Genomic DNA, 17,706 nt, shown 5'->3' on the forward strand with positions numbered 1-17,706 from the left:
TTAATTATGGATTAGTTAATTATAAGGTTCTTTTAATATTATGCAGGTTCGAAAATATTAGCCTGCGGGCTGAGTTTATATAAATTTTCAATCACAGTGGTTACCCCACCTAAAAGTTGAGCATCGTTGCCCAGATTGGAAACAGCCAGTTGAGTGTAAGTAGTTAAATGCGGTATGCAATGCTCATTCATAGCCTGCTGGATAGGGATAAGCCATAATTTACCTATAACACTTCCCTTTCCACTCAGTATAATACTTTCTGGATTCATCAGGTGCAGCAGAATAGCCAAACCCTGACCAATGAAATAAGCCGCTTCGGAAATTATTTTTACGGCAAAAGCATCGCCTTTAAGCGCTTCATCAATGATGTTATCGGCCGATATGATATCATATTTCATCAAGCTGCTCACCTGTCCTTGTTTTAAGCCTTCGGTTGCTTTGGCTTCAATAGCAAGTAAGGAGGCTTCAGTTTCTAAACAGCCCTGCTTTCCGCATGAACATAGCTTTCCGTTCTTATGAAGCGGCAAGTGACTAAATTCCCCGGCAAAACCGCTGTGCCCTTTAAATATTTCTTTATTAATGATCATGCCTAAACCAATGCCCCAGCCCAGATTAATGATCATGGAATTATTACGGGCTATCGGTAATCCAAATTTTTGTTCGGCAAGGGCTATAGCAGTCGAGTCATTTTCAATAAATACGGGCAGTTCAACCTGTTTGGTAATATACGTTACCAGTGTTGTATCATCAGAAGATTTGAGAAAGCTCAGGTTATTACCCTGAAAAGCATCAATAAAACCCGGCATAGTAATACCTATAGCCAAAAATTTATCTTGTGGTAAACCAGAGTTGATAATGGTGGTTTTAATATATGTCACTAAGGAATGGATGGCATTACTATCATCATTAAGTTTTAGCTGAAACTCCTGCACCTTCCCCACAAACTCATTGTTCATATCGGTAATGACTACTCTGGTCACAAACTGGCTCATCGCCACCGAAATAATAAAACCAATATCTGCTATTAAAGAGTATGTTACCGGCTTACGTCCCCCAGTTGAGGTACCTATCCCGATTTCCTTTACCACATTTAAATTAATAAGGTCAGTCACAGCCTTAGTTACATACGGAATGCTCCTGCCTACGCTAATACTCAGTTCATTTAACGAAGCCGTTTTACCGTAATATAACCCCTTAACAATATCTATGTGCTTGAAAAACATTTTAATTCAGTTTTATATTTGCATATTTATTAAAATAAATTTAATAAAAAAAGGATTCTTTTTAAATTTATTAAAAAGATGTTAACTTCATATAAAAAAATCAATTAGTAAATCATGCTAAAAAAAACTACTCATTATCTTGTATCCTTATTTACTATATTCTACACTGGTTATGTACAGGCACAACACCATGTAAACCCTGATGAGATCAAAGAAAAAATGCAATGGTTTGCGGATGCCAAACTGGGCATATTTATTCACTACGGTATCTATTCTGTAAAAGGGATAGATGAAAGCTGGAGTTTTCATAACAAAAAAATCAGTTATCCGGATTATATGAACCAGTTAAATGGCTTTACTGCAAGTCAGTATAAACCTAATGAATTGGCCGATCTTATTAAGGAAAGCGGTGCCCGTTATGCTGTAATGACCACAAAGCATCATGACGGGGTAGCTTTATGGAACAGTAAGTACGGTCGGCTGAACGTAGTACAAAAAACCCCTGCTAAAAGAGACCTCCTAAAACCTTTATATGACGCTTTGCGTCAGCGTGGTATAAAAACAGGTGCCTATTTTTCGCTGATTGATTGGAGCTATGCCGATTATCCTGGCTTTTTAAAAGATAGCAGCAGATATGAGGTAAAAAAACAGCCTGCCAAATGGGCTAAATTTTTAACTTTTATGAATGGGCAACTGGATGAACTTGCCAAACAATACAATCCCGACCTTTGGTGGTTCGACGGTGATTGGGAACACAGCGCCGAAGAATGGAATGCGGCAGAGATCAGGCAAAAACTGTTGGGTTATAACCCCAACACTATCATCAACGGGCGTTTACAAGGCTATGGTGATTATGATACTCCCGAACAAAACTTCCCGGTATCGAGACCAGCCTACAAATGGTGGGAACTTTGCATGACCAGCAATGATAACTGGGGCTTTCAGCCACAGGACAAAAATTTTAAAACACCTTATGAGATCATCAGTATTTTTACCGATGCCGTAAGTTATGGTGGAAACTTATTGTTAGACATTGGCCCAAAAGGCGCTGGCAGTATTCCACCCGAAGAAGTCAACCTGCTTAAAGAACTAGGTGCCTGGAATAAGAAGAACGGTGAAAGCGTTTTTAATACCATTGCCGGTATGCCGCAAGGTCATTATTATGGCGCCAGCACCTTATCCAAGGATTCGACCATTGTATACTTGTTTGTACCCGCCAAAACCAGCGCGCCGTTATTGATAAAAGGACTGAAAAACAGCATCAAAAAAGTAAGTGTACTGGGTAGCAACACCCCGCTGACCTATAAAATTGTGGGTAAAATATCATGGAGTGTTGTACCGGGCTTAACATACATCACCATTCCTGAGAACCTGCAGGACAAGTATATGTCTGTCATAAAAGTTGAATTAAATGGCAAACTTGATCTTTACAGAGGTAAAGGCGGATTTCTGACTAATGAGTAAGGCTCTTAATATTAATATCTGAAATTTAGTTAAAAAGCCTTGTCATTTCGACGAGGAACGAGGAGAAATCTTTTGCACCGGACTTATCAGGCCCAAAAGATTTCTCCTCCTCCTATACTCTGCCAACCCATGTTCGCTCGCAATGACATATTTTTTATTATCGGGATCAACACTAAATACTAATAGCCACCTTTGACCCAGTTTTAACAGCCTGGTAAATGGCGTCGATAATCTTGAGGTCTTTTACAGCCTCCTCCCCATTCACAGGCACCACCGGCTGTTTGTTGTCAAAAATAATGGCAGACATCTCTTCCATTTGTACCGTTTGATGTGTAGTTACTGGCTGAGTAAGTTCGCCTTTATGGGTACGCCCTTGTATAGGGCCATAACCTGTGGAGGGCTGCAGTTCGGCAAAACCTTTTTCCCCATCCAGGAAAAAGCGGTCGAGGTTATTCATGTTATAGGTTGACAAGCAGGATGCTACTGCTCCGCTCGGAAAGCCGAACTGGAACTGGATGGTTTCGTCAACCCCTTCTTTAAATTTCACGGGGTCGGTTTTGGTTTCCTGGGCGGTAACCCAAATTGGATCTTCGCCGGTCATATAGCGCGAGCCATTGATAGCATAAATACCAATATCCATCATCGCTCCTCCGCCTGCCAATTGTTTATTGAGCCGCCATTGGGTAGGATCACCGATCTTAAAACCACACTGGCCCTGGAAAAAGAGGACCCTCCCAAATTCGCCGTTGTTACGCATCCGGATTATCTCAAGCGTTTTTGGCTCAAAATGCATCCGGTATCCTACCAGCAGCTTCACATTGGCCTTTTTACAGGCATCTACCATAGCCTGCCCCTCTTTGGCGTTTACGGCCATGGGCTTTTCGCAAATGGCATGTTTACCAGCTTTGGCCACCCGTAATACCATATCGTGGTGTAATGCGTTTGGCGTGATCACATAAACCGCGTCAATATCCTGGTTGTTTTTAATGCTGTCGAAATTCTCATAGTTGTAGCAATTCTTTTCAGATATGCCGTACTTGCTTTGCCAATCCTTAATTTTTGAAGGTGTACCACTCACCACACCAACCAATTTGGCTTTTACGCATGATTGCATGGCTTCGGCTACCCTCGTTCCATAGCTTCCGAGTCCCATAATAGCTACACGAAGTACACGACCTTCATAAGGGGCTTCGGTATAGCTTTTACTGTTGGTCCATCCCGAAAGCGGGGCCAGATGTAAAGCCAGGGCAGAGATCCCCAGCTTCTGTAAAAAGTCACGGCGCGAATTCATAGGCATTGATTTTAAGGTTCGTAATCGATTACAATTTAGGGTTTTTTACCAAAATCGTTATCATACAAAATATTTTTACCACTTACCGGAACACTCGAGGCTACTTAACGCTAACTATTTTTTCACAGCCGATACAATCAAGAACATAGGGCGGCGTAATTCATCCTGCATTTCGGGTACATTTTCTAACATCGTTTTTTTCGGTTCAGGTTCAATAAGCGCGGTAATTTCAAACCCACTCCTGATCAGGCTATTGATATAGGTTGTTAATGTTTTGTGATACTTGATAACCTGCTCGCCCAGGAACGTTGTTGTACGATTACCCTGACTAAAGTAATTATCAACAGGCCAGTGCAGGCGTTTCCCCTGTTCATCCACATACCAGTTCTGTCCGCTCTGAGCTGTAAATATGGGGTGTTCAACCGAAAAAATAAATGAGCCACCAGTTGTAAGACATTGATATACCTTACTACATATATTATCAAATGATTCCAGGTAATGAAATGCGAGTGAACTTATGACTACATCAAATGAGTCGGGTTCATAAGTAAAATCCTCTATGGCCAAGCATTTGTACTCAATCAATGGAGAGTTGTTTATTTCTTTTGCCTTATTGAGCATTTTTTCCGAAAGATCAATACCAATCACATGCGCTGCTCCTTGTTCAACGGCATAGCGGCAATGCCATCCAAAGCCACACCCCAGATCAAGAACACGTTTGCCGTGAAAATCCGGCAACATTTTTTGAAACGCGTGCCATTCCCCAGCCCCTTTTAAACCGCTAACCGAGCGAGCCATCTGGCTATATTGTTTAAAGAAACTTTCGTTATCGTATTTATTCTCTTTCATGATCAGCAAGTTTACAAAACAAGGCACCCGAATTCAATAAAAATCACAGATATTCCTTACAAAACCATTTGTTATATTTACAACAAAGCAACACCCCCAAACGTTTGCCATAAATATCGTATACCCATGAATAAACAAACTTTAAAAACCACCGCCCAACAATTAATGGCGGGCGACAAAGGCCTTTTGGCCATGGACGAAAGTATAGCTACCTGCAACAAACGCTTTGCAGAAGCCGGCATTCCCCAAACAGAAGAGTACCGCCGAAAATACCGTGAACTCATAGTAAGAACCCCCAAACTGGGCGAATGTATTAGCGGTGCTATTCTATTTGACGAAACCACAAAACAAGTTGCTGATGATGGCACACCATTCATCGATCTTTTGGTTAAAGCCGGCGTTATTCCCGGCATTAAACTAGATGAGGGAGCCAAAGATATGCCTGCCTTCCCCGGTGAAAAAGTAACCGAAGGCCTTGACGGACTGCGGGAAAGGCTAAAAAACTATGCCGCGGCCGGCCTCAGGTTTGCCAAATGGCGCGCGGTGATCGTTATTTCGGACGATACCCCAACCGATGGTAGCATTTATGCTAATGCCCATGCCCTGGCGCGTTACGCGGCACTTTGCCAGGAAGCCGATGTGGTACCTATAGTAGAACCCGAAGTACTGATGGATGGCAAGCATACTATCGAACGTTGTTTTGAAGTAACCCAAAGGGTTTTGCACATCGTATTTGAAGTACTGATACAGCAACGCATTTACCTGGAAGGTATGATATTGAAACCCAATATGGTGGTATCCGGTGTGGATGCATCGGTGCAAGCTAGCGTTGACCAGGTTGCCGACCTTACCGTTGAGTGTTTATTGCGTTGTGTACCAGCAGCTGTACCCGGTGTGGCATTTCTATCAGGCGGGCAAGCGGCTTCAGATGCCAGCGCACACTTAAATGCTATGCATGTAAAATACAAAAATAGGTTACCATGGACGCTTACCTTTTCGTTCGCAAGAGCGGTTCAGCAACCGGCTATGGAATATTGGAAAGGCAAAGATGAAAATGTAGCCGTTGCTCAGCAAATATTTCACAAACGGCTGAGCATTAACAATGCCGCCCGTCGCGGTGAGTATACACCGGCATTGGAAGCCTAACTTAGTTAAATACAGCAACAGCAAATCGCTAAATAATAAACGGCTTGCTGTTGCTTATAAACCTGATCTTTTTTTCATTTTTCACGTTGGTAGTATAGTACAATTACCCCGGCATCCAGTTGTTGGGTTTTAACTAGTTTTAAGCCCGAAGCCTGGAAATCATCAATAAAAAAACGTTTTCCGCTACCTAAAATAATGGGGTGAACCATCAAACGGTATTCGTCAACCAGATCGGCTTTGGCCAGTGCTTTTACCAGTTCGGCGCTGCCTTCCAGCATGATCTCGTTACCGGGCAATTCTTTTAGGCGGGTGATTTCTACGATCACATTTTTACTAATGATCGTGGTGTTATTCCAGTCGGCTTTTTCTAAGGTAGTTGAAACCACGTATTTAGGAACGCTATTCAACTTATCGGCAACGCCATCTTCATTATTTTTTTTGGTTGACCAATATGGCGCCAGCATTTCGTAGGTTTTACGACCCAAAAGTATGGCATCGCAAGTATGGTGGCAATTCTGAATGTAAGCGGCTTTGGCTTCGCCAAAAAAAGGCATAAACCATTCGCCCATGCGGTCGGCATCAAATACACCATCTAGGGTTATCCATTCTGAAACTATTAGCTTTCTCATTTTCTTTTCATTTAAAATTGTGTGATCTTGTTTGCTTTTATATCACAAAGTAACGGCACCGGGGTAACCTGTGATAGAACAAACCCGACAATCTAAAATTTACTGTGGAAACTCGGAAGCGCTTTTTAGATATTCCAGAGGGGTATAGTTGGTAAACTCCTTAAACGAACGAATCAGATGGCTCTGATCGGCATAACCGTTTTCAAAAGCTACATCCGTCATCTCTGTAAACTGGTTTTGGCTAAGTTGCTGAAGTGCCGAATGAAACTGGCAAATCCGGCTAAACGTTTTTGGCGAAACACCTACATGAAGCTCAAACATTCGTTGCAGTGTTCGTTCGGTTACAAATAGCTCTTCCTGCACATGGGTAAGTGATACCAGTCCCTTATTTTTTTGAATGGTGCGGGTGGCAAATGCAATAGTGTTGTTTATGCCTGGCTTATAACGTTCAGCCAGTTTAAGTATATAGCCGTTCATCAGTTGTAAACGCTTATCCAGTGTAATGGCATTCAGGAGTTGTTCTTTTAAACTTATGGAACGGGCCGATTCAAAAAAGTTAAGATCGATGCTGATATTGGTGAGTTCTTTAGCGTCGATGCCAAACAAAGCCTTGAGCATGTGTGGATATAAGAAATAGGCTATAATGACTACATACCCACAAGTAAACAGTTCAATAGGTTTGGTATTTTGGCCATAAAGCACCAAACTGTCCATATTTTTTTGACTATTGAGCAATAGGCCTGTATCGGTAACCTGAAAGGTAATACTGGGATATCCATTCGCTATCAATGGCAATACAGCTTCCCGGTAAATATTGTTATTTTCGATCACCACAATATTACTCACATAACCAGCAACAGACGGATGTGGGGTGATAACCTGTGTTTTCATTCCAGGGTAAATAATTGATCAGGTAGTTTAAACAAAGGGTACCTGATCAACTAATTTACGGATATAAACCGAAAATACTTGGCAACTTATCATTTATACTTATCTAAACAAATCAATATGATCTTTCACAAAGGTTTTCACGGTACGGGCAGGTTTATTTAATATATTTTTCACGGCTGAACTGACATAGGCTGCCTTGTTATTTCTTTGCGCTTCGGCATAAGCCAATATAGATTGAATAGCCATTTCGGGTACTCCCTTTTTTTCCATGCGCTGCCAGGCTTCCTCCGGGCTAAGCGGAATAAACTCAACATCTTCTCCTATCTCATCACTAATTATCGCAGCTATTTCCTTGAAATTTACAGCCTGATTACCCGTAAGCAAATAAGCCTTACCCACGTGTTGCTCAGGGTTAATCAGTATCCTGAATGCAACTTCGGCAATATCGCAGAGATCTACATAAGCCCTTTTACCTTCACCCGTGGCCTCATATATCTTACGCTCCTGTTTAACCGTTTGTGCCAGCTCTCCTAACCAATTTTGCATAAATCCATTGGGCTGTAAAAGCGTCCATGAAACTCCTGAAGATTTTAATATGGTCTCCACCTCTTCATGAACTTTCGCGATGAACGAACCCGGAATATAAAAAGGCGAATTCTTATCCACTGCTCCCGATGATAATTTTACAATATGCCCTACACCTTGTTCTTTAGCTACTTCAATAACATTCCCTTGCTCTATAACAAAATTGCTACTATGGCCCGAAAGCAAAAAAACAGCTTTGGCATCATCCATGGTTTTGTAAAGACTTTCCTTATTGGCCATATCTGCCTCTGCCCAGTCTACAAAAGGCATATTTACCGCTTTATTTTTATCGCGTGTAACCGCTAGAGTTTTAACACCCGCTGCCGACAAAAAACGAAGTAGTTCTATACCTATTTTACCTGTTGCACCAAATACGGTGATATATGTATTATTTTCCATTTTAATGATCTAATTTTGTGGCAGCAAAGTTAAATACCATCAATACTGGCAGTTAACGCTAAAGGAAATTCCATCAACGCAGGAGGAAGTATTATGGAGAGTGGTGTGCTTAACGAACAAAGGAATATAGTACAGGATGAATCTGGTTTTCGGATGCAACTGGATGAGATCGCTTTTAACCAGATAGATCTGCGCTGGGGTAGTTACATCAACCCACTCGAAAAAACATTGTTCTTTACGCCTGCTAAACCTACCATCATTTCGCATTTCAAACTAGCTGAGGATTCGCCCCGACTTAACAGAAGCAAGGCCGAAAAACAGTTTATAATTTATCGTGAACCGGTGAACGCCTATACACAAAGCATCGAGCCAACCGGCAAAAAAATACGCTCCTTTTTTGAGCTCATGATCTCGGAGCATTTTTTTAACCATATAGTTACCGAAGAAAGTGCGTCACTGATGAGCCTTTATCATCACAATACCGGCATACCACCATTTGACCTGATTGCTCAATTGACTCCTGCTATGTACAGTGTGATCAATGATATGTGGCACTCCCCATACAGCGGTCATTTAAAAGGCATATACCTGGAAGCTAAAGCGATTGAACTTTTCCTGTTACAAATCAAGCAACTGGATCAGCAAGATCAGGCCGTTACGTCCAAACTAAAACCACAGGACGTCGCATGTTTGCATGAGGTTAAAGACACCCTGGAATTACACTACAGTCAGCCACACTCCATCACAGAACTGGCCAGAAAAGCAGGCATCAACCAAATGAAGCTCAAAAATGGCTTTAAGGAGCTATTTGGCAATACCGTATTTGGCTACTTACATGATATCCGCATGAAAGAAGCCAAACGACTTCTGCTTGATGAAAAAATGTATGTAGGCGAAGTAGCTTATCTCATAGGCTACAAACATCCGCATCATTTTACCGCCGCTTTCCGGAAAAAATTCGGCATGTTACCCAGGGATCTTAAGAATTAACTACGATCAAAAAATAGGATAACTAGCCGGTTCCGCATCCATCCGCTGGTTTACCAATGCCCTGATTTCGGGGATAATAGCTAATTCAACCTCGCCATAAACTTTTTTCATTTGGTCAAGCGCATCCAATCGCTGTTTTAGCCAATCTGCCGATGGCTTTTCTTTGTTTTGTAGCAGTTTGATGGCGTCCAATCCTATCATTGCCACTGCGTAAAGCTTTTTTGAATTTTCATTAATATTATTATCCAGCAATCCCTTATTGATCATGGGTTCCATTGCCGTACGATGATCAAGCCATTTTTTTAATTGTGTAGTGATAGATGTGGCATCTGCATCATTGGACTTATCTAAATAGCTTTTCACTGCTGCCCTGAATTGCCTTTTCACTTCCGAATCAACAAAAACAATATCAGATATAGCTGTTAATGGTGCAGTTTGATAGCTCATGCTTTTAGGTGAAGTCATTTTTGCAAACAGTTTTTTATAGCCTTTTAGCGGGGTTAAAACATCTGTTAGTGTTTTTAGCGACGCCATATCGGCACCATTTGTGAGGCGCCGCAAGCCTCGTTCATAATTACTGATATGCTGCACTCCTATTTCATCCAATTGATTGCTGATCACAAACAAGCGGCGGTACATATCATCTACATTATTTACTGTATAGGGCGACCATAATCGCTCAGCCACCGCGGCAGCCCTTGGCCATATCTGGGTTTCGATATTGTCCTTGTCAACCGCCTCGGCCCATTGTGCAGCCTCGCCACCCAATATTTTTGATGCCACACTATCGGGAAGATTACCCACCAGCAGATCATTCTGATAATGTGTATAGGCTGGCATAAACAGATCCAAATAAAAACCCTTTGAAACGATAACCGAGTGACCAAGTCTAGCGGCTTCATTCATTTTTGTACCGTCTGTCCATACCTGCACAGCCACATCTTTTGGCAGATCTTTAGATAATAACTCCTCCCAACCCAGTGTACGTTTGTGATGTTTGGTTAATATCTGTTGTACCCTCTTTACAAAATAAGCCTGTAAGGCATGGGTATCTGCCAGGTTATTTTTTTGCATAAATGCTACTATATCCGGGTTATTGCGCCAGGATACGCCGTTATTCTCATCAGCACCGATATGGATATAGGGCGATGGAAAAAGTACCGCCATTTCGCCCAGGAATTTATCAATGAACACGTAAGTTGATTCTTTTGAAGGATCAAAAGAGGGCGTTGGATAACTATTGATCATTTTCATGATATCCATCAGGCCCATCTGCTTATCGCCAAAAGCAAAACGCGGGCCCGGTTGATAAGTTTGCCCAGGGTTGCTCGACAAATTGGGATAACCTGCTAAAAAGCCGGTGATATGCCCCGGCATATCAAATTCGGGCACGATGATTATCCCCCGCTGTCTGGCATAAATGATCAATTGTTTTATTTGAGCCTGGGTAAAATATTCGTCGTAGGAACCCTTTTTCTGCAATTCCGGAAACAACTTTGACTCTATACGGAAACCCTCGTCGTCAGACAAATGCAGGTGCAATACATTTATTTTTACAGCTGCCATAGCATCTATATTCCTTTCGATCACATCAACCGGGATAAAATGCCGCGCCACATCAATCATCAGCCCCCTCCACACAAAACGTGGTGAATCCTGTATGCTTACCGCAGGCAGAAAAAAACCTTCCTTATCATGCTGTACCAATTGTAATAATGTCTCTAAACCGTGCAAAGCGCCTGCTGTTGCAGATGCCTCCAGGTATATATTTTGTGGTGTAACCGTTAAAGTGTAGGATTCGTCACCACCCGGTATGGCTTCTTTTTTCTGTTTAACCCGAATGATCAATGAACAGGTATCACTGGCATCTTTAGCTGTTATCCGCTGCTGCCCGAAATAAAGGGCCGTGCGCCGGTTGAGTGTTTGAAAAGCTCTGTTAACTGCAAAGTATAAAATACTATCGCCCGGATCAGCTTTTACTGCAACGGTAAAAGTAGAGCTTAGCCGGAAACGCCCATTACCAACCGATACTTGTTGTGGCACAGGTAAAAGCGAGCTATTTTGTGCATTAGCAACGATTGAGACACAAAGCAAAAAAATGATCAGGAGCGCTTTTTTCATGGTGATAAATATTTAAGGTTGTCCAATATTTTTATTCCTTTCGGCGTGCATATCCCTCTTAAAAATACAACTATGGTATTCGAGGCTAGTTCAAAGGGGCTCAGGTTAAATTCCCTGTATTGACCGGTTCGGGTAAGCGACCTATATAATAAACCCAGGGATTCTAAAACAACCCTCGCATTCAGTTCCGGCCTGAAAAAACCTTGCTCCATACCATTTTTAATGGTATCTGTTATATGTTGCCCGTTGTTTTCATAATACCTGGAAATTACTTTATCCTGCATTTCGGGATAGTAATAATTGAGATCATGATAAAACACAGGAGCCACTTTAAAATCCTCTTCCAACCCCATAAAAAACATCTTGAATAGTCTTTCTGCCGGGTTGGAACTATTGGCTATCATTTTTTTAAACTCCTGGCCCATTTTTTCATAATGAACTAGCAGGCAGGCTTCCAGTAACTCCTCCTTACCACTAAAATACTTATACACCGTTTTGGTCGAAATACCTAATGGGGCCACAATCTGCTGAACGGTCATCTTTCGGATGCCGTTTAACAAAAACTGTTTGAGCGAGTTTTGGATGATGTCTTCTTTGGTCATAAATGGAAAATAAAATTAAAAAAATATTTTCCATTTGCAAGTAACTCTTTTATTTAATATGATAGCACAAAGCATGTTTAAACATTATTAATAAACTGAATATGAGTATTCTAACCTATTGGTTTATTGATTTTTTATTTATCTTAAGCCAAATTCCAAAACCTAAATAATGAACAACAACCTTTACCTTGGCATCGGGAGGCTTTTCCTGATGATCAGCATTATCGCCATAGGCGTAATTCATATTGTATCGGGCCATTTCCCCGTCGGATTAATGCCCGTTGCGGCTTCGTTACCGGCCAAACAGGTCTTAGCCTATTTAACCGGTTCGCTCATGATCGTGGCCGGGATACTTGTCGTCACTAAAAAATACGCGGCTTATGGAGCATCTTTAGCAGCATTACTTTATTTATTAGCCTTGCTTCTGATCCATGTACCCAAAGTGCTGGCCGAGCCCAGGAATCCATCAGAATGGGCTGGCTTCTTTGAAGTTATCTGCATCATGGGTGGTATCCTTATCCTGTTGGGCATTACCAGTAAAGATGGCGGTGCTAAGCTGACAAAAACCGGCACTTATCTTTTTTCGCTCGGTCTGTTGGTATTTGGCGTACAACACTATATGTATGCCCAGTTTGTTGCTAACCTGATACCGGCCTGGATACCTGCCCGTTTGTTTTGGGACTACCTGGTTATGGTGGCCTTTTTTGCATCAGCCATCAGCTTTATTATTCATAAATTGAGCAAGCTTGCCGGCACTCTTTTGGGCCTTATGTTTTTGATATGGGTGCTGATACTGCACTTGCCGCGTGTTATAGCCAGCATTCATACCGAACCAGAATGGACAAGCCTGTTTGTTGCCCTGGCATTTAGCGGAATATCTTTTTTATTAGCAGGTTTAGCCGTTACCAAAACTTCAAAGACCTAAGCAAAGTTGTAATGAGCCTGTTGATTATCAATATCAGCAGGCTTTTTCATACTAAACCTTAGTTTTTTTCATCTGGCAATAATTATTGCCCCAATCGCACAGCGCATCCATAATGGGGATGAGGGTTTTGCCCAATTCGGTAAGCTTGTATTCCACCCGAGGAGGCGATTCAGCGTAGGCTGTGCGTAATAAAATACCGTCGCGTTCCAGTTCTTTGAGTTGGGCAGTCAGTGTGGCCTGGGTGATATACTGCATCTTTTTACGTAGCACCCCGAACCTCATAGGGCACTCTTCCCTGATCTTATTGAGCAGCATCAGCTTCCATTTTCCGCCTATGATGTCCAGCGCATTTGTCATGGGACAGTTATCTTCTAAAAAAATCCCATTTTCTGTTTTTATAACCAGCTGATCGTCATCGTTAGTATCATTTTTCATACTTAGTATCCTCCATCAAACTACTTGTGAGCATCTCCCATGGCAGCCATCTTTGAAAGGTAAAGTTAACAAAATCAGGCTTAAAGCCGGTTAATTTCATTTATCTGCAAATTATGAATAAGCAAATTTCAAGGTGGTTTCTGCTCATTATCCTGTCGTCGGCAGTGTTTCTATCGGTGATTGATATCTTTATTGTTAATGTTGCTATCCCTTCCATTAAAAGGGGTATACATGGATCTGATAGTGATATCCAGCTGGTTATTGTACTGTACCTACTGGGCTATGCTGCCTTCCTTATCACCGGTGGCCGGGCCGGCGATCACTATGGTAAAAAGAACGTTTTTATAGTGTCCATGCTGCTATTTGTGGTCACTTCCTGCCTGTGCGGTTTTTCGCAAACGGCCTGGCAAATCAATACCTCTCGTTTTTTGCAGGGTATCAGCGCGGCGTTTATGATCCCGCAGAGTATTACTTACATCCAGATACTCTTCCCGTTACATCATGACCGCATCAAGGCGCTGGGTATTTACGGTAGTATAGCTGGTACCGCATCGGTCATTGGGCAGTTTTTAGGCGGATTGCTGCCTGATGTCCATTTTTTAATGGATGGATGGCGACTCATTTTCCTCATCAACTTGCCTTTAGGTTTGATTGCCGTGATACTGGCGGCCATATTTCTGAAGGACACCCCAACCGAAAAAAAATCACGATTTGACCGCTCAGGTGTTAGCCTGCTCACCCTGGCCCTGATAGCCTTGATCTACCCGTTGGTACGCGGCCCCGAACTTCATTGGCCCTGGTGGAGCATGGCATCCATCGCATTATCCCTCCTGTTATTATACCTGTTTGTGCTCGACCAGCGTCGCAAGCTGCATTCCGATCTGGAACCCCTGGTTGATGTGCGCCTGTTTAGTTTCAAGGATTTTAATATTGGCCTCTGTGCTGTGCTGTTTTATTTTATGGTACAGGATACTTATTTCCTGATCAATGTGATTCTGTTTCAGAATGGCTTTGGCATCAGCTCGTCCGAAACCGGAATTTTCTTTGTTTTTCAAGGTGCTGGGTATGTGGTGGCCTCCTTGTTGTCCCTTCGGCTGGTGCCCATTTATGGTAAGCGGGTGCTGCAAGCCGGCGTTTTGATCATGGTTACAGCGCTCCTGTTTCATTTGATATTTTTTAACTCTATGACTGTCAGCAGGTATTTATTATTACCCGTACTTTTTATTTATGGTACCGGCTGTGGCTCGGTACTGCCATCTTTATTAACCATGGCCCTAAAAAGCATCCCAACCCATTTTGCCGGGGCCGCCTCCGGAACTTTCTCTACCTTTCAGCAAACTGCTATTGCTTTGGGGATAGGTATAGTGGGTGGTGTATTTTTCTACCGATTGGCCGGAGATACCAGTTTGGCCGGATACGTATCGGCTTACCGGCTGGCTACCGGAATCAATATTTTTTTGCTCGCTATTGTGAGTTTGTTTCTGTTTTTGCTACCCGATAATCCGCAGAAAAAACTTTTTAAACCTTAAATTTTAACACTTTTTTAGTCAAAAACAGCGTAAAAACGCGTCATTTTCGGTCACTTTAACTAAGTTTTAACGCCATTTTAACACTTTTTAACAAATTTTTTGCATGTTTTGAAAGGTTTAAAAAGTATTAAATTATTGATATTCAAATAATTAAGAAAAATAAGTCGATTTTTGGCTTATTTTAAGACCTTATGCAAACGGCCCGGTTCTCTCTTTTGGTGAGAAAACCGGGCCGTGATACATACAAATATACGGATTTTTGGGCGGATTTACCCTGCATGATTAAGCATTTGTACCATTTTGATCAGTGCATCTTCGGCATGCATCCATGACACCATTTCCAGTGAATCCTGCGCTTCTTTGGCGGCTCTTGGCCGCATTTGTTTTTCGTACGCTGCAATGGCAGATTGGGTATTGTTAAACTCACCGCTTGTAAGGCATTCGCTTAGCTCCAAAGCATCCAGCATAGCTAAATTTACGCCTTCGCCGGATGGTGGCATCAAATGAGCCGCATCACCCAGTATGGTTATGTTGGATTGTGCATCCCAGGTTTGGTTAATATGCATGCAATACTGCGGACGAAGCATAAGCGGCATACCCGCGTTTTCGAATAACTCAAACCATATACTGCTCCATTCCGGAAACTTGTTTTTAAACCAGGCCAGCACCTGTGTTCTATCCGAAAAATCAATGCCGTTGTTTTGCACCCAGTTCTCCTCCTGTTTGCAGCTGAGGTAAAAATCCAAACTGCCATCGCCTTTGGCGGAGACATGCAAAAATATACCACTACCGTGTGCGTAAATCTTTCCGCCTTTTAGCAATTGGTGTATGTTGGGCACTGCTGTCGCAGCATGATCTACATTGCCCTGCACAATCACTACACCTGCATAGTAAGGCTGGATCGGCGTAATAAACGGCCGGATCTTAGAATTTGCACCATCTGCCCCTATTACTATATCCGCAGTAGCTGTTGTGCCATTTTTAAATTCCAGTTCCCAGGTATCGCCAACATTCAACATGTTTGCAAACTGGCTATCCCAAACAACGGTATCAGGGGCCAGCGCATCTAATAACATATCCCTTAAAGGCCCCCTGTCAATTTCGGGCCTGAAGTATTCATTGCCAAAATCTGCTTTAGATACCTCCGTGTCCATGTGCTCATCGTAAACTATGTTTGCATGTTCATCAACAATTCGCCCCTTATCCGCACCTGGTCTGTATGTTTCTTTAAAAGCATCCATCAGTCCCGCTCCTTCCAATGCCTTCAAACCCGATTCATAATGCAAGTCGAGGGTTGCACCCTGCACGCGTACATTCCTGTTAAAATCTCTTTCATAAACTTTTACATCTACCCCTTTCAACTGTAAAAGCCTGGCCAGCGTTAAACCACCCGGACCGCCGCCTATAATGGCTACTTTTTTATTATCCAGTAACATATCTTTTGGTATTATGATTAATCTTTATTTCTACTTACAAAATTGTTATTACTTTTATAAATAAAATAGCCTAAATAGCTCATAAAATAGTCGTAAATGAAAATTTCAATTACAGATACCGGATCGGGCATTACGAAGGAATTTGCGCGGGCAATAGGAGCCACAATAAAAGGACGGTTTATATATATTCCGGAGAGCAAGGGCGGCGGCTACATTACCGGCTTTTCCTGGGGAAATGATCTGCGGATGATGATCAGGAATTATCATCTGTATGAAGATATTGTTATTGAGCGGACGAATGAATTGGCCGAAGGACAGGAAGATGTTGTTTTCCTGTTAAGCGGAATTTTTCCCTCACCTGCGCAGACCGAGAAACAACTCTCGCCAGAGCAAGCTCATGTACTGATCTGCATGCATGCTGTTTCTTCTATCATAGCCATGCCTTCCAATACCATTTTTGGTAGTGTGACCATAGCGGTTTCGAGGCAGTACCTGCGTTCGCTTTTTAGCAAAGCAGATCATCCCATAGCAGAAAACATATTGCAGGGGAAAGATAATTTTGTGTTTGAAACCGGTATTTCGCCCGAAATGATCAAAACCGCCAGCGAGATGCTGCATCAACCTATTCCGGAAAGCCTGGAAAATCATTATTACAAACTAAAATGCGAAGAACTGTTATGCTATATTTTTGCCTTACTGATGCAACGGGAGGCAATGCCAACAAGCCATATGCATATAAATGATATCAAAGCTATATATGCTATTAAACTCCACTTACAATCGCACTTAAACCAACCACCCCAGGTTGCAGCACTCGCCCAAGAAGCGCATATGAGTGAACCCAAACTCAGGAAATTATTTAAACAGACCTTTGGCACTGGCGTGTTTGAGTATTACCAAACCACACGGATGCAGGAGGCTGCCAAATTACTGAAAGAAAAACGGATGACGGTTTCGGAGGTGGGTTACCAATTAGGGTTTACCAATCTGAGCCATTTCACCAGGGTTTTTGAGCAGTACATGGGTGTAAAGCCAAAGAAGTATTCGGCAGGTTAAGTTCGATGAAATAGGAGATGATATCGCAAGGGCGATCCTATATATTCCAGAGAACACGGGTTACGACTCACCCCTTCTACGCTTCGCTGGACGACCCTCTCTTCGCCTACGGCGGAAAGAGGGTTGAAAAAATCT

General features: G+C 42.3%; 16 protein-coding genes. 6 read left to right on the forward strand and 10 right to left on the reverse strand.

Annotation, left to right across the window (positions count from 1 at the left end):
* Positions 1–38: 38 nt before the first annotated feature.
* Positions 39–1,223: an ROK family protein gene (locus tag G7092_RS08145; RefSeq protein ID WP_166088007.1), complete on the reverse strand. Its 1,185-nt coding sequence runs from the start codon at positions 1,221–1,223 to the stop codon at positions 39–41.
* Positions 1,224–1,337: 114 nt separating this feature from the next.
* Here G7092_RS08145 and G7092_RS08150 point away from each other — a divergent pair, with 114 nt between their 5' ends.
* A complete protein-coding gene (locus tag G7092_RS08150) occupies positions 1,338–2,687 on the forward strand; it encodes an alpha-L-fucosidase (protein WP_166088009.1) in 1,350 nt (449 codons plus the stop codon).
* Positions 2,688–2,859: 172 nt separating this feature from the next.
* Here the strand turns inward: G7092_RS08150 and G7092_RS08155 are convergent, their stop codons facing one another.
* Positions 2,860–3,978, reverse strand: a complete 1,119-nt coding sequence (locus tag G7092_RS08155) for a Gfo/Idh/MocA family protein (RefSeq protein WP_166088011.1) — start codon at positions 3,976–3,978, stop codon at positions 2,860–2,862.
* A gap of 114 nt (positions 3,979–4,092) precedes the next feature.
* The gene (locus tag G7092_RS08160) at positions 4,093–4,827 is read right to left on the reverse strand and encodes a class I SAM-dependent methyltransferase (RefSeq protein WP_166088013.1); all 735 of its coding nucleotides are present in this window, start codon (positions 4,825–4,827) and stop codon (positions 4,093–4,095) included.
* A gap of 126 nt (positions 4,828–4,953) precedes the next feature.
* Here G7092_RS08160 and G7092_RS08165 point away from each other — a divergent pair, with 126 nt between their 5' ends.
* On the forward strand, positions 4,954–5,973 hold the full coding sequence (locus G7092_RS08165) for a class I fructose-bisphosphate aldolase (RefSeq protein WP_166088016.1): 1,020 nt from the start codon (positions 4,954–4,956) through the stop codon (positions 5,971–5,973).
* 74 nt (positions 5,974–6,047) lie between these two features.
* On the opposite strand, the gene G7092_RS08170 is transcribed toward G7092_RS08165, so the two are convergent.
* The 3 genes from G7092_RS08170 to G7092_RS08180 all read right to left on the reverse strand — a co-directional run bounded on the left by G7092_RS08170 (position 6,048) and on the right by G7092_RS08180 (position 8,477).
* A complete protein-coding gene (locus G7092_RS08170) occupies positions 6,048–6,602 on the reverse strand; it encodes a dihydrofolate reductase family protein (protein WP_166088018.1) in 555 nt (184 codons plus the stop codon).
* Positions 6,603–6,701: 99 nt separating this feature from the next.
* A complete protein-coding gene (locus G7092_RS08175) occupies positions 6,702–7,493 on the reverse strand; it encodes a helix-turn-helix domain-containing protein (protein ID WP_166088020.1) in 792 nt (263 codons plus the stop codon).
* Positions 7,494–7,592: 99 nt separating this feature from the next.
* Positions 7,593–8,477: an NmrA family NAD(P)-binding protein gene (locus G7092_RS08180; protein WP_166088022.1), complete on the reverse strand. Its 885-nt coding sequence runs from the start codon at positions 8,475–8,477 to the stop codon at positions 7,593–7,595.
* Between the two features lie 93 nt (positions 8,478–8,570).
* Here G7092_RS08180 and G7092_RS08185 point away from each other — a divergent pair, with 93 nt between their 5' ends.
* Complete coding sequence (locus G7092_RS08185) at positions 8,571–9,467, forward strand: helix-turn-helix transcriptional regulator (RefSeq protein ID WP_166088024.1); 897 nt, start codon at positions 8,571–8,573, stop codon at positions 9,465–9,467.
* 6 nt (positions 9,468–9,473) lie between these two features.
* On the opposite strand, the gene G7092_RS08190 is transcribed toward G7092_RS08185, so the two are convergent.
* Together G7092_RS08190 and G7092_RS08195 are read right to left on the reverse strand one after the other, a co-directional pair.
* Positions 9,474–11,588, reverse strand: coding sequence for a beta-N-acetylhexosaminidase (locus G7092_RS08190; RefSeq protein ID WP_166088027.1), 2,115 nt, complete (start codon positions 11,586–11,588; stop codon positions 9,474–9,476).
* Complete coding sequence (locus G7092_RS08195) at positions 11,585–12,190, reverse strand: TetR/AcrR family transcriptional regulator (RefSeq protein WP_166088028.1); 606 nt, start codon at positions 12,188–12,190, stop codon at positions 11,585–11,587. Before G7092_RS08195 ends, G7092_RS08190 begins: the two co-directional genes overlap by 4 nt.
* A 169-nt stretch (positions 12,191–12,359) precedes the next feature.
* On the opposite strand from G7092_RS08195, the gene G7092_RS08200 reads away from it, so the two are divergent.
* Positions 12,360–13,115: a hypothetical protein gene (locus G7092_RS08200; RefSeq protein WP_166088030.1), complete on the forward strand. Its 756-nt coding sequence runs from the start codon at positions 12,360–12,362 to the stop codon at positions 13,113–13,115.
* Positions 13,116–13,166: 51 nt separating this feature from the next.
* Here G7092_RS08200 and G7092_RS08205 read toward each other — a convergent pair whose 3' ends face one another.
* Positions 13,167–13,550, reverse strand: a complete 384-nt coding sequence (locus tag G7092_RS08205; RefSeq protein WP_166088031.1) for a winged helix-turn-helix transcriptional regulator — start codon at positions 13,548–13,550, stop codon at positions 13,167–13,169.
* A 113-nt stretch (positions 13,551–13,663) separates the two neighbouring features.
* Between G7092_RS08205 and G7092_RS08210 the strand changes: the two genes are divergently transcribed.
* Positions 13,664–15,079 (forward strand): MFS transporter, encoded by a 1,416-nt coding sequence (locus tag G7092_RS08210; RefSeq protein WP_166088032.1) that lies wholly within the window; start codon positions 13,664–13,666, stop codon positions 15,077–15,079.
* A 269-nt stretch (positions 15,080–15,348) separates the two neighbouring features.
* On the opposite strand, the gene G7092_RS08215 is transcribed toward G7092_RS08210, so the two are convergent.
* On the reverse strand, positions 15,349–16,515 hold the full coding sequence (locus G7092_RS08215) for an FAD-dependent oxidoreductase (protein WP_166088034.1): 1,167 nt from the start codon (positions 16,513–16,515) through the stop codon (positions 15,349–15,351).
* A gap of 96 nt (positions 16,516–16,611) precedes the next feature.
* Here G7092_RS08215 and G7092_RS08220 point away from each other — a divergent pair, with 96 nt between their 5' ends.
* Entirely contained in the window at positions 16,612–17,571 is a 960-nt protein-coding gene (locus G7092_RS08220) for a helix-turn-helix transcriptional regulator (RefSeq protein WP_166088035.1), read from the forward strand.
* The last annotated feature ends 135 nt before the right edge of the window (positions 17,572–17,706 follow it).

This window comes from Mucilaginibacter inviolabilis (genome assembly GCF_011089895.1).
Classification (GTDB): Bacteria; Bacteroidota; Bacteroidia; order Sphingobacteriales; family Sphingobacteriaceae; genus Mucilaginibacter; species Mucilaginibacter inviolabilis.

Coding starts and splice junctions, on each gene's coding strand:
- G7092_RS08145 (WP_166088007.1), bottom strand. CDS start 1,223: ATGTTTTTCAAGCACATAGATATTGTTAAGGGGTTATATTACGGTAAA.
- G7092_RS08150 (WP_166088009.1), top strand. CDS start 1,338: ATGCTAAAAAAAACTACTCATTATCTTGTATCCTTATTTACTATATTC.
- G7092_RS08155 (WP_166088011.1), bottom strand. CDS start 3,978: ATGAATTCGCGCCGTGACTTTTTACAGAAGCTGGGGATCTCTGCCCTG.
- G7092_RS08160 (WP_166088013.1), bottom strand. CDS start 4,827: ATGAAAGAGAATAAATACGATAACGAAAGTTTCTTTAAACAATATAGC.
- G7092_RS08165 (WP_166088016.1), top strand. CDS start 4,954: ATGAATAAACAAACTTTAAAAACCACCGCCCAACAATTAATGGCGGGC.
- G7092_RS08170 (WP_166088018.1), bottom strand. CDS start 6,602: ATGAGAAAGCTAATAGTTTCAGAATGGATAACCCTAGATGGTGTATTT.
- G7092_RS08175 (WP_166088020.1), bottom strand. CDS start 7,493: ATGAAAACACAGGTTATCACCCCACATCCGTCTGTTGCTGGTTATGTG.
- G7092_RS08180 (WP_166088022.1), bottom strand. CDS start 8,477: ATGGAAAATAATACATATATCACCGTATTTGGTGCAACAGGTAAAATA.
- G7092_RS08185 (WP_166088024.1), top strand. CDS start 8,571: ATGGAGAGTGGTGTGCTTAACGAACAAAGGAATATAGTACAGGATGAA.
- G7092_RS08190 (WP_166088027.1), bottom strand. CDS start 11,588: ATGAAAAAAGCGCTCCTGATCATTTTTTTGCTTTGTGTCTCAATCGTT.
- G7092_RS08195 (WP_166088028.1), bottom strand. CDS start 12,190: ATGACCAAAGAAGACATCATCCAAAACTCGCTCAAACAGTTTTTGTTA.
- G7092_RS08200 (WP_166088030.1), top strand. CDS start 12,360: ATGAACAACAACCTTTACCTTGGCATCGGGAGGCTTTTCCTGATGATC.
- G7092_RS08205 (WP_166088031.1), bottom strand. CDS start 13,550: ATGAAAAATGATACTAACGATGACGATCAGCTGGTTATAAAAACAGAA.
- G7092_RS08210 (WP_166088032.1), top strand. CDS start 13,664: ATGAATAAGCAAATTTCAAGGTGGTTTCTGCTCATTATCCTGTCGTCG.
- G7092_RS08215 (WP_166088034.1), bottom strand. CDS start 16,515: ATGTTACTGGATAATAAAAAAGTAGCCATTATAGGCGGCGGTCCGGGT.
- G7092_RS08220 (WP_166088035.1), top strand. CDS start 16,612: ATGAAAATTTCAATTACAGATACCGGATCGGGCATTACGAAGGAATTT.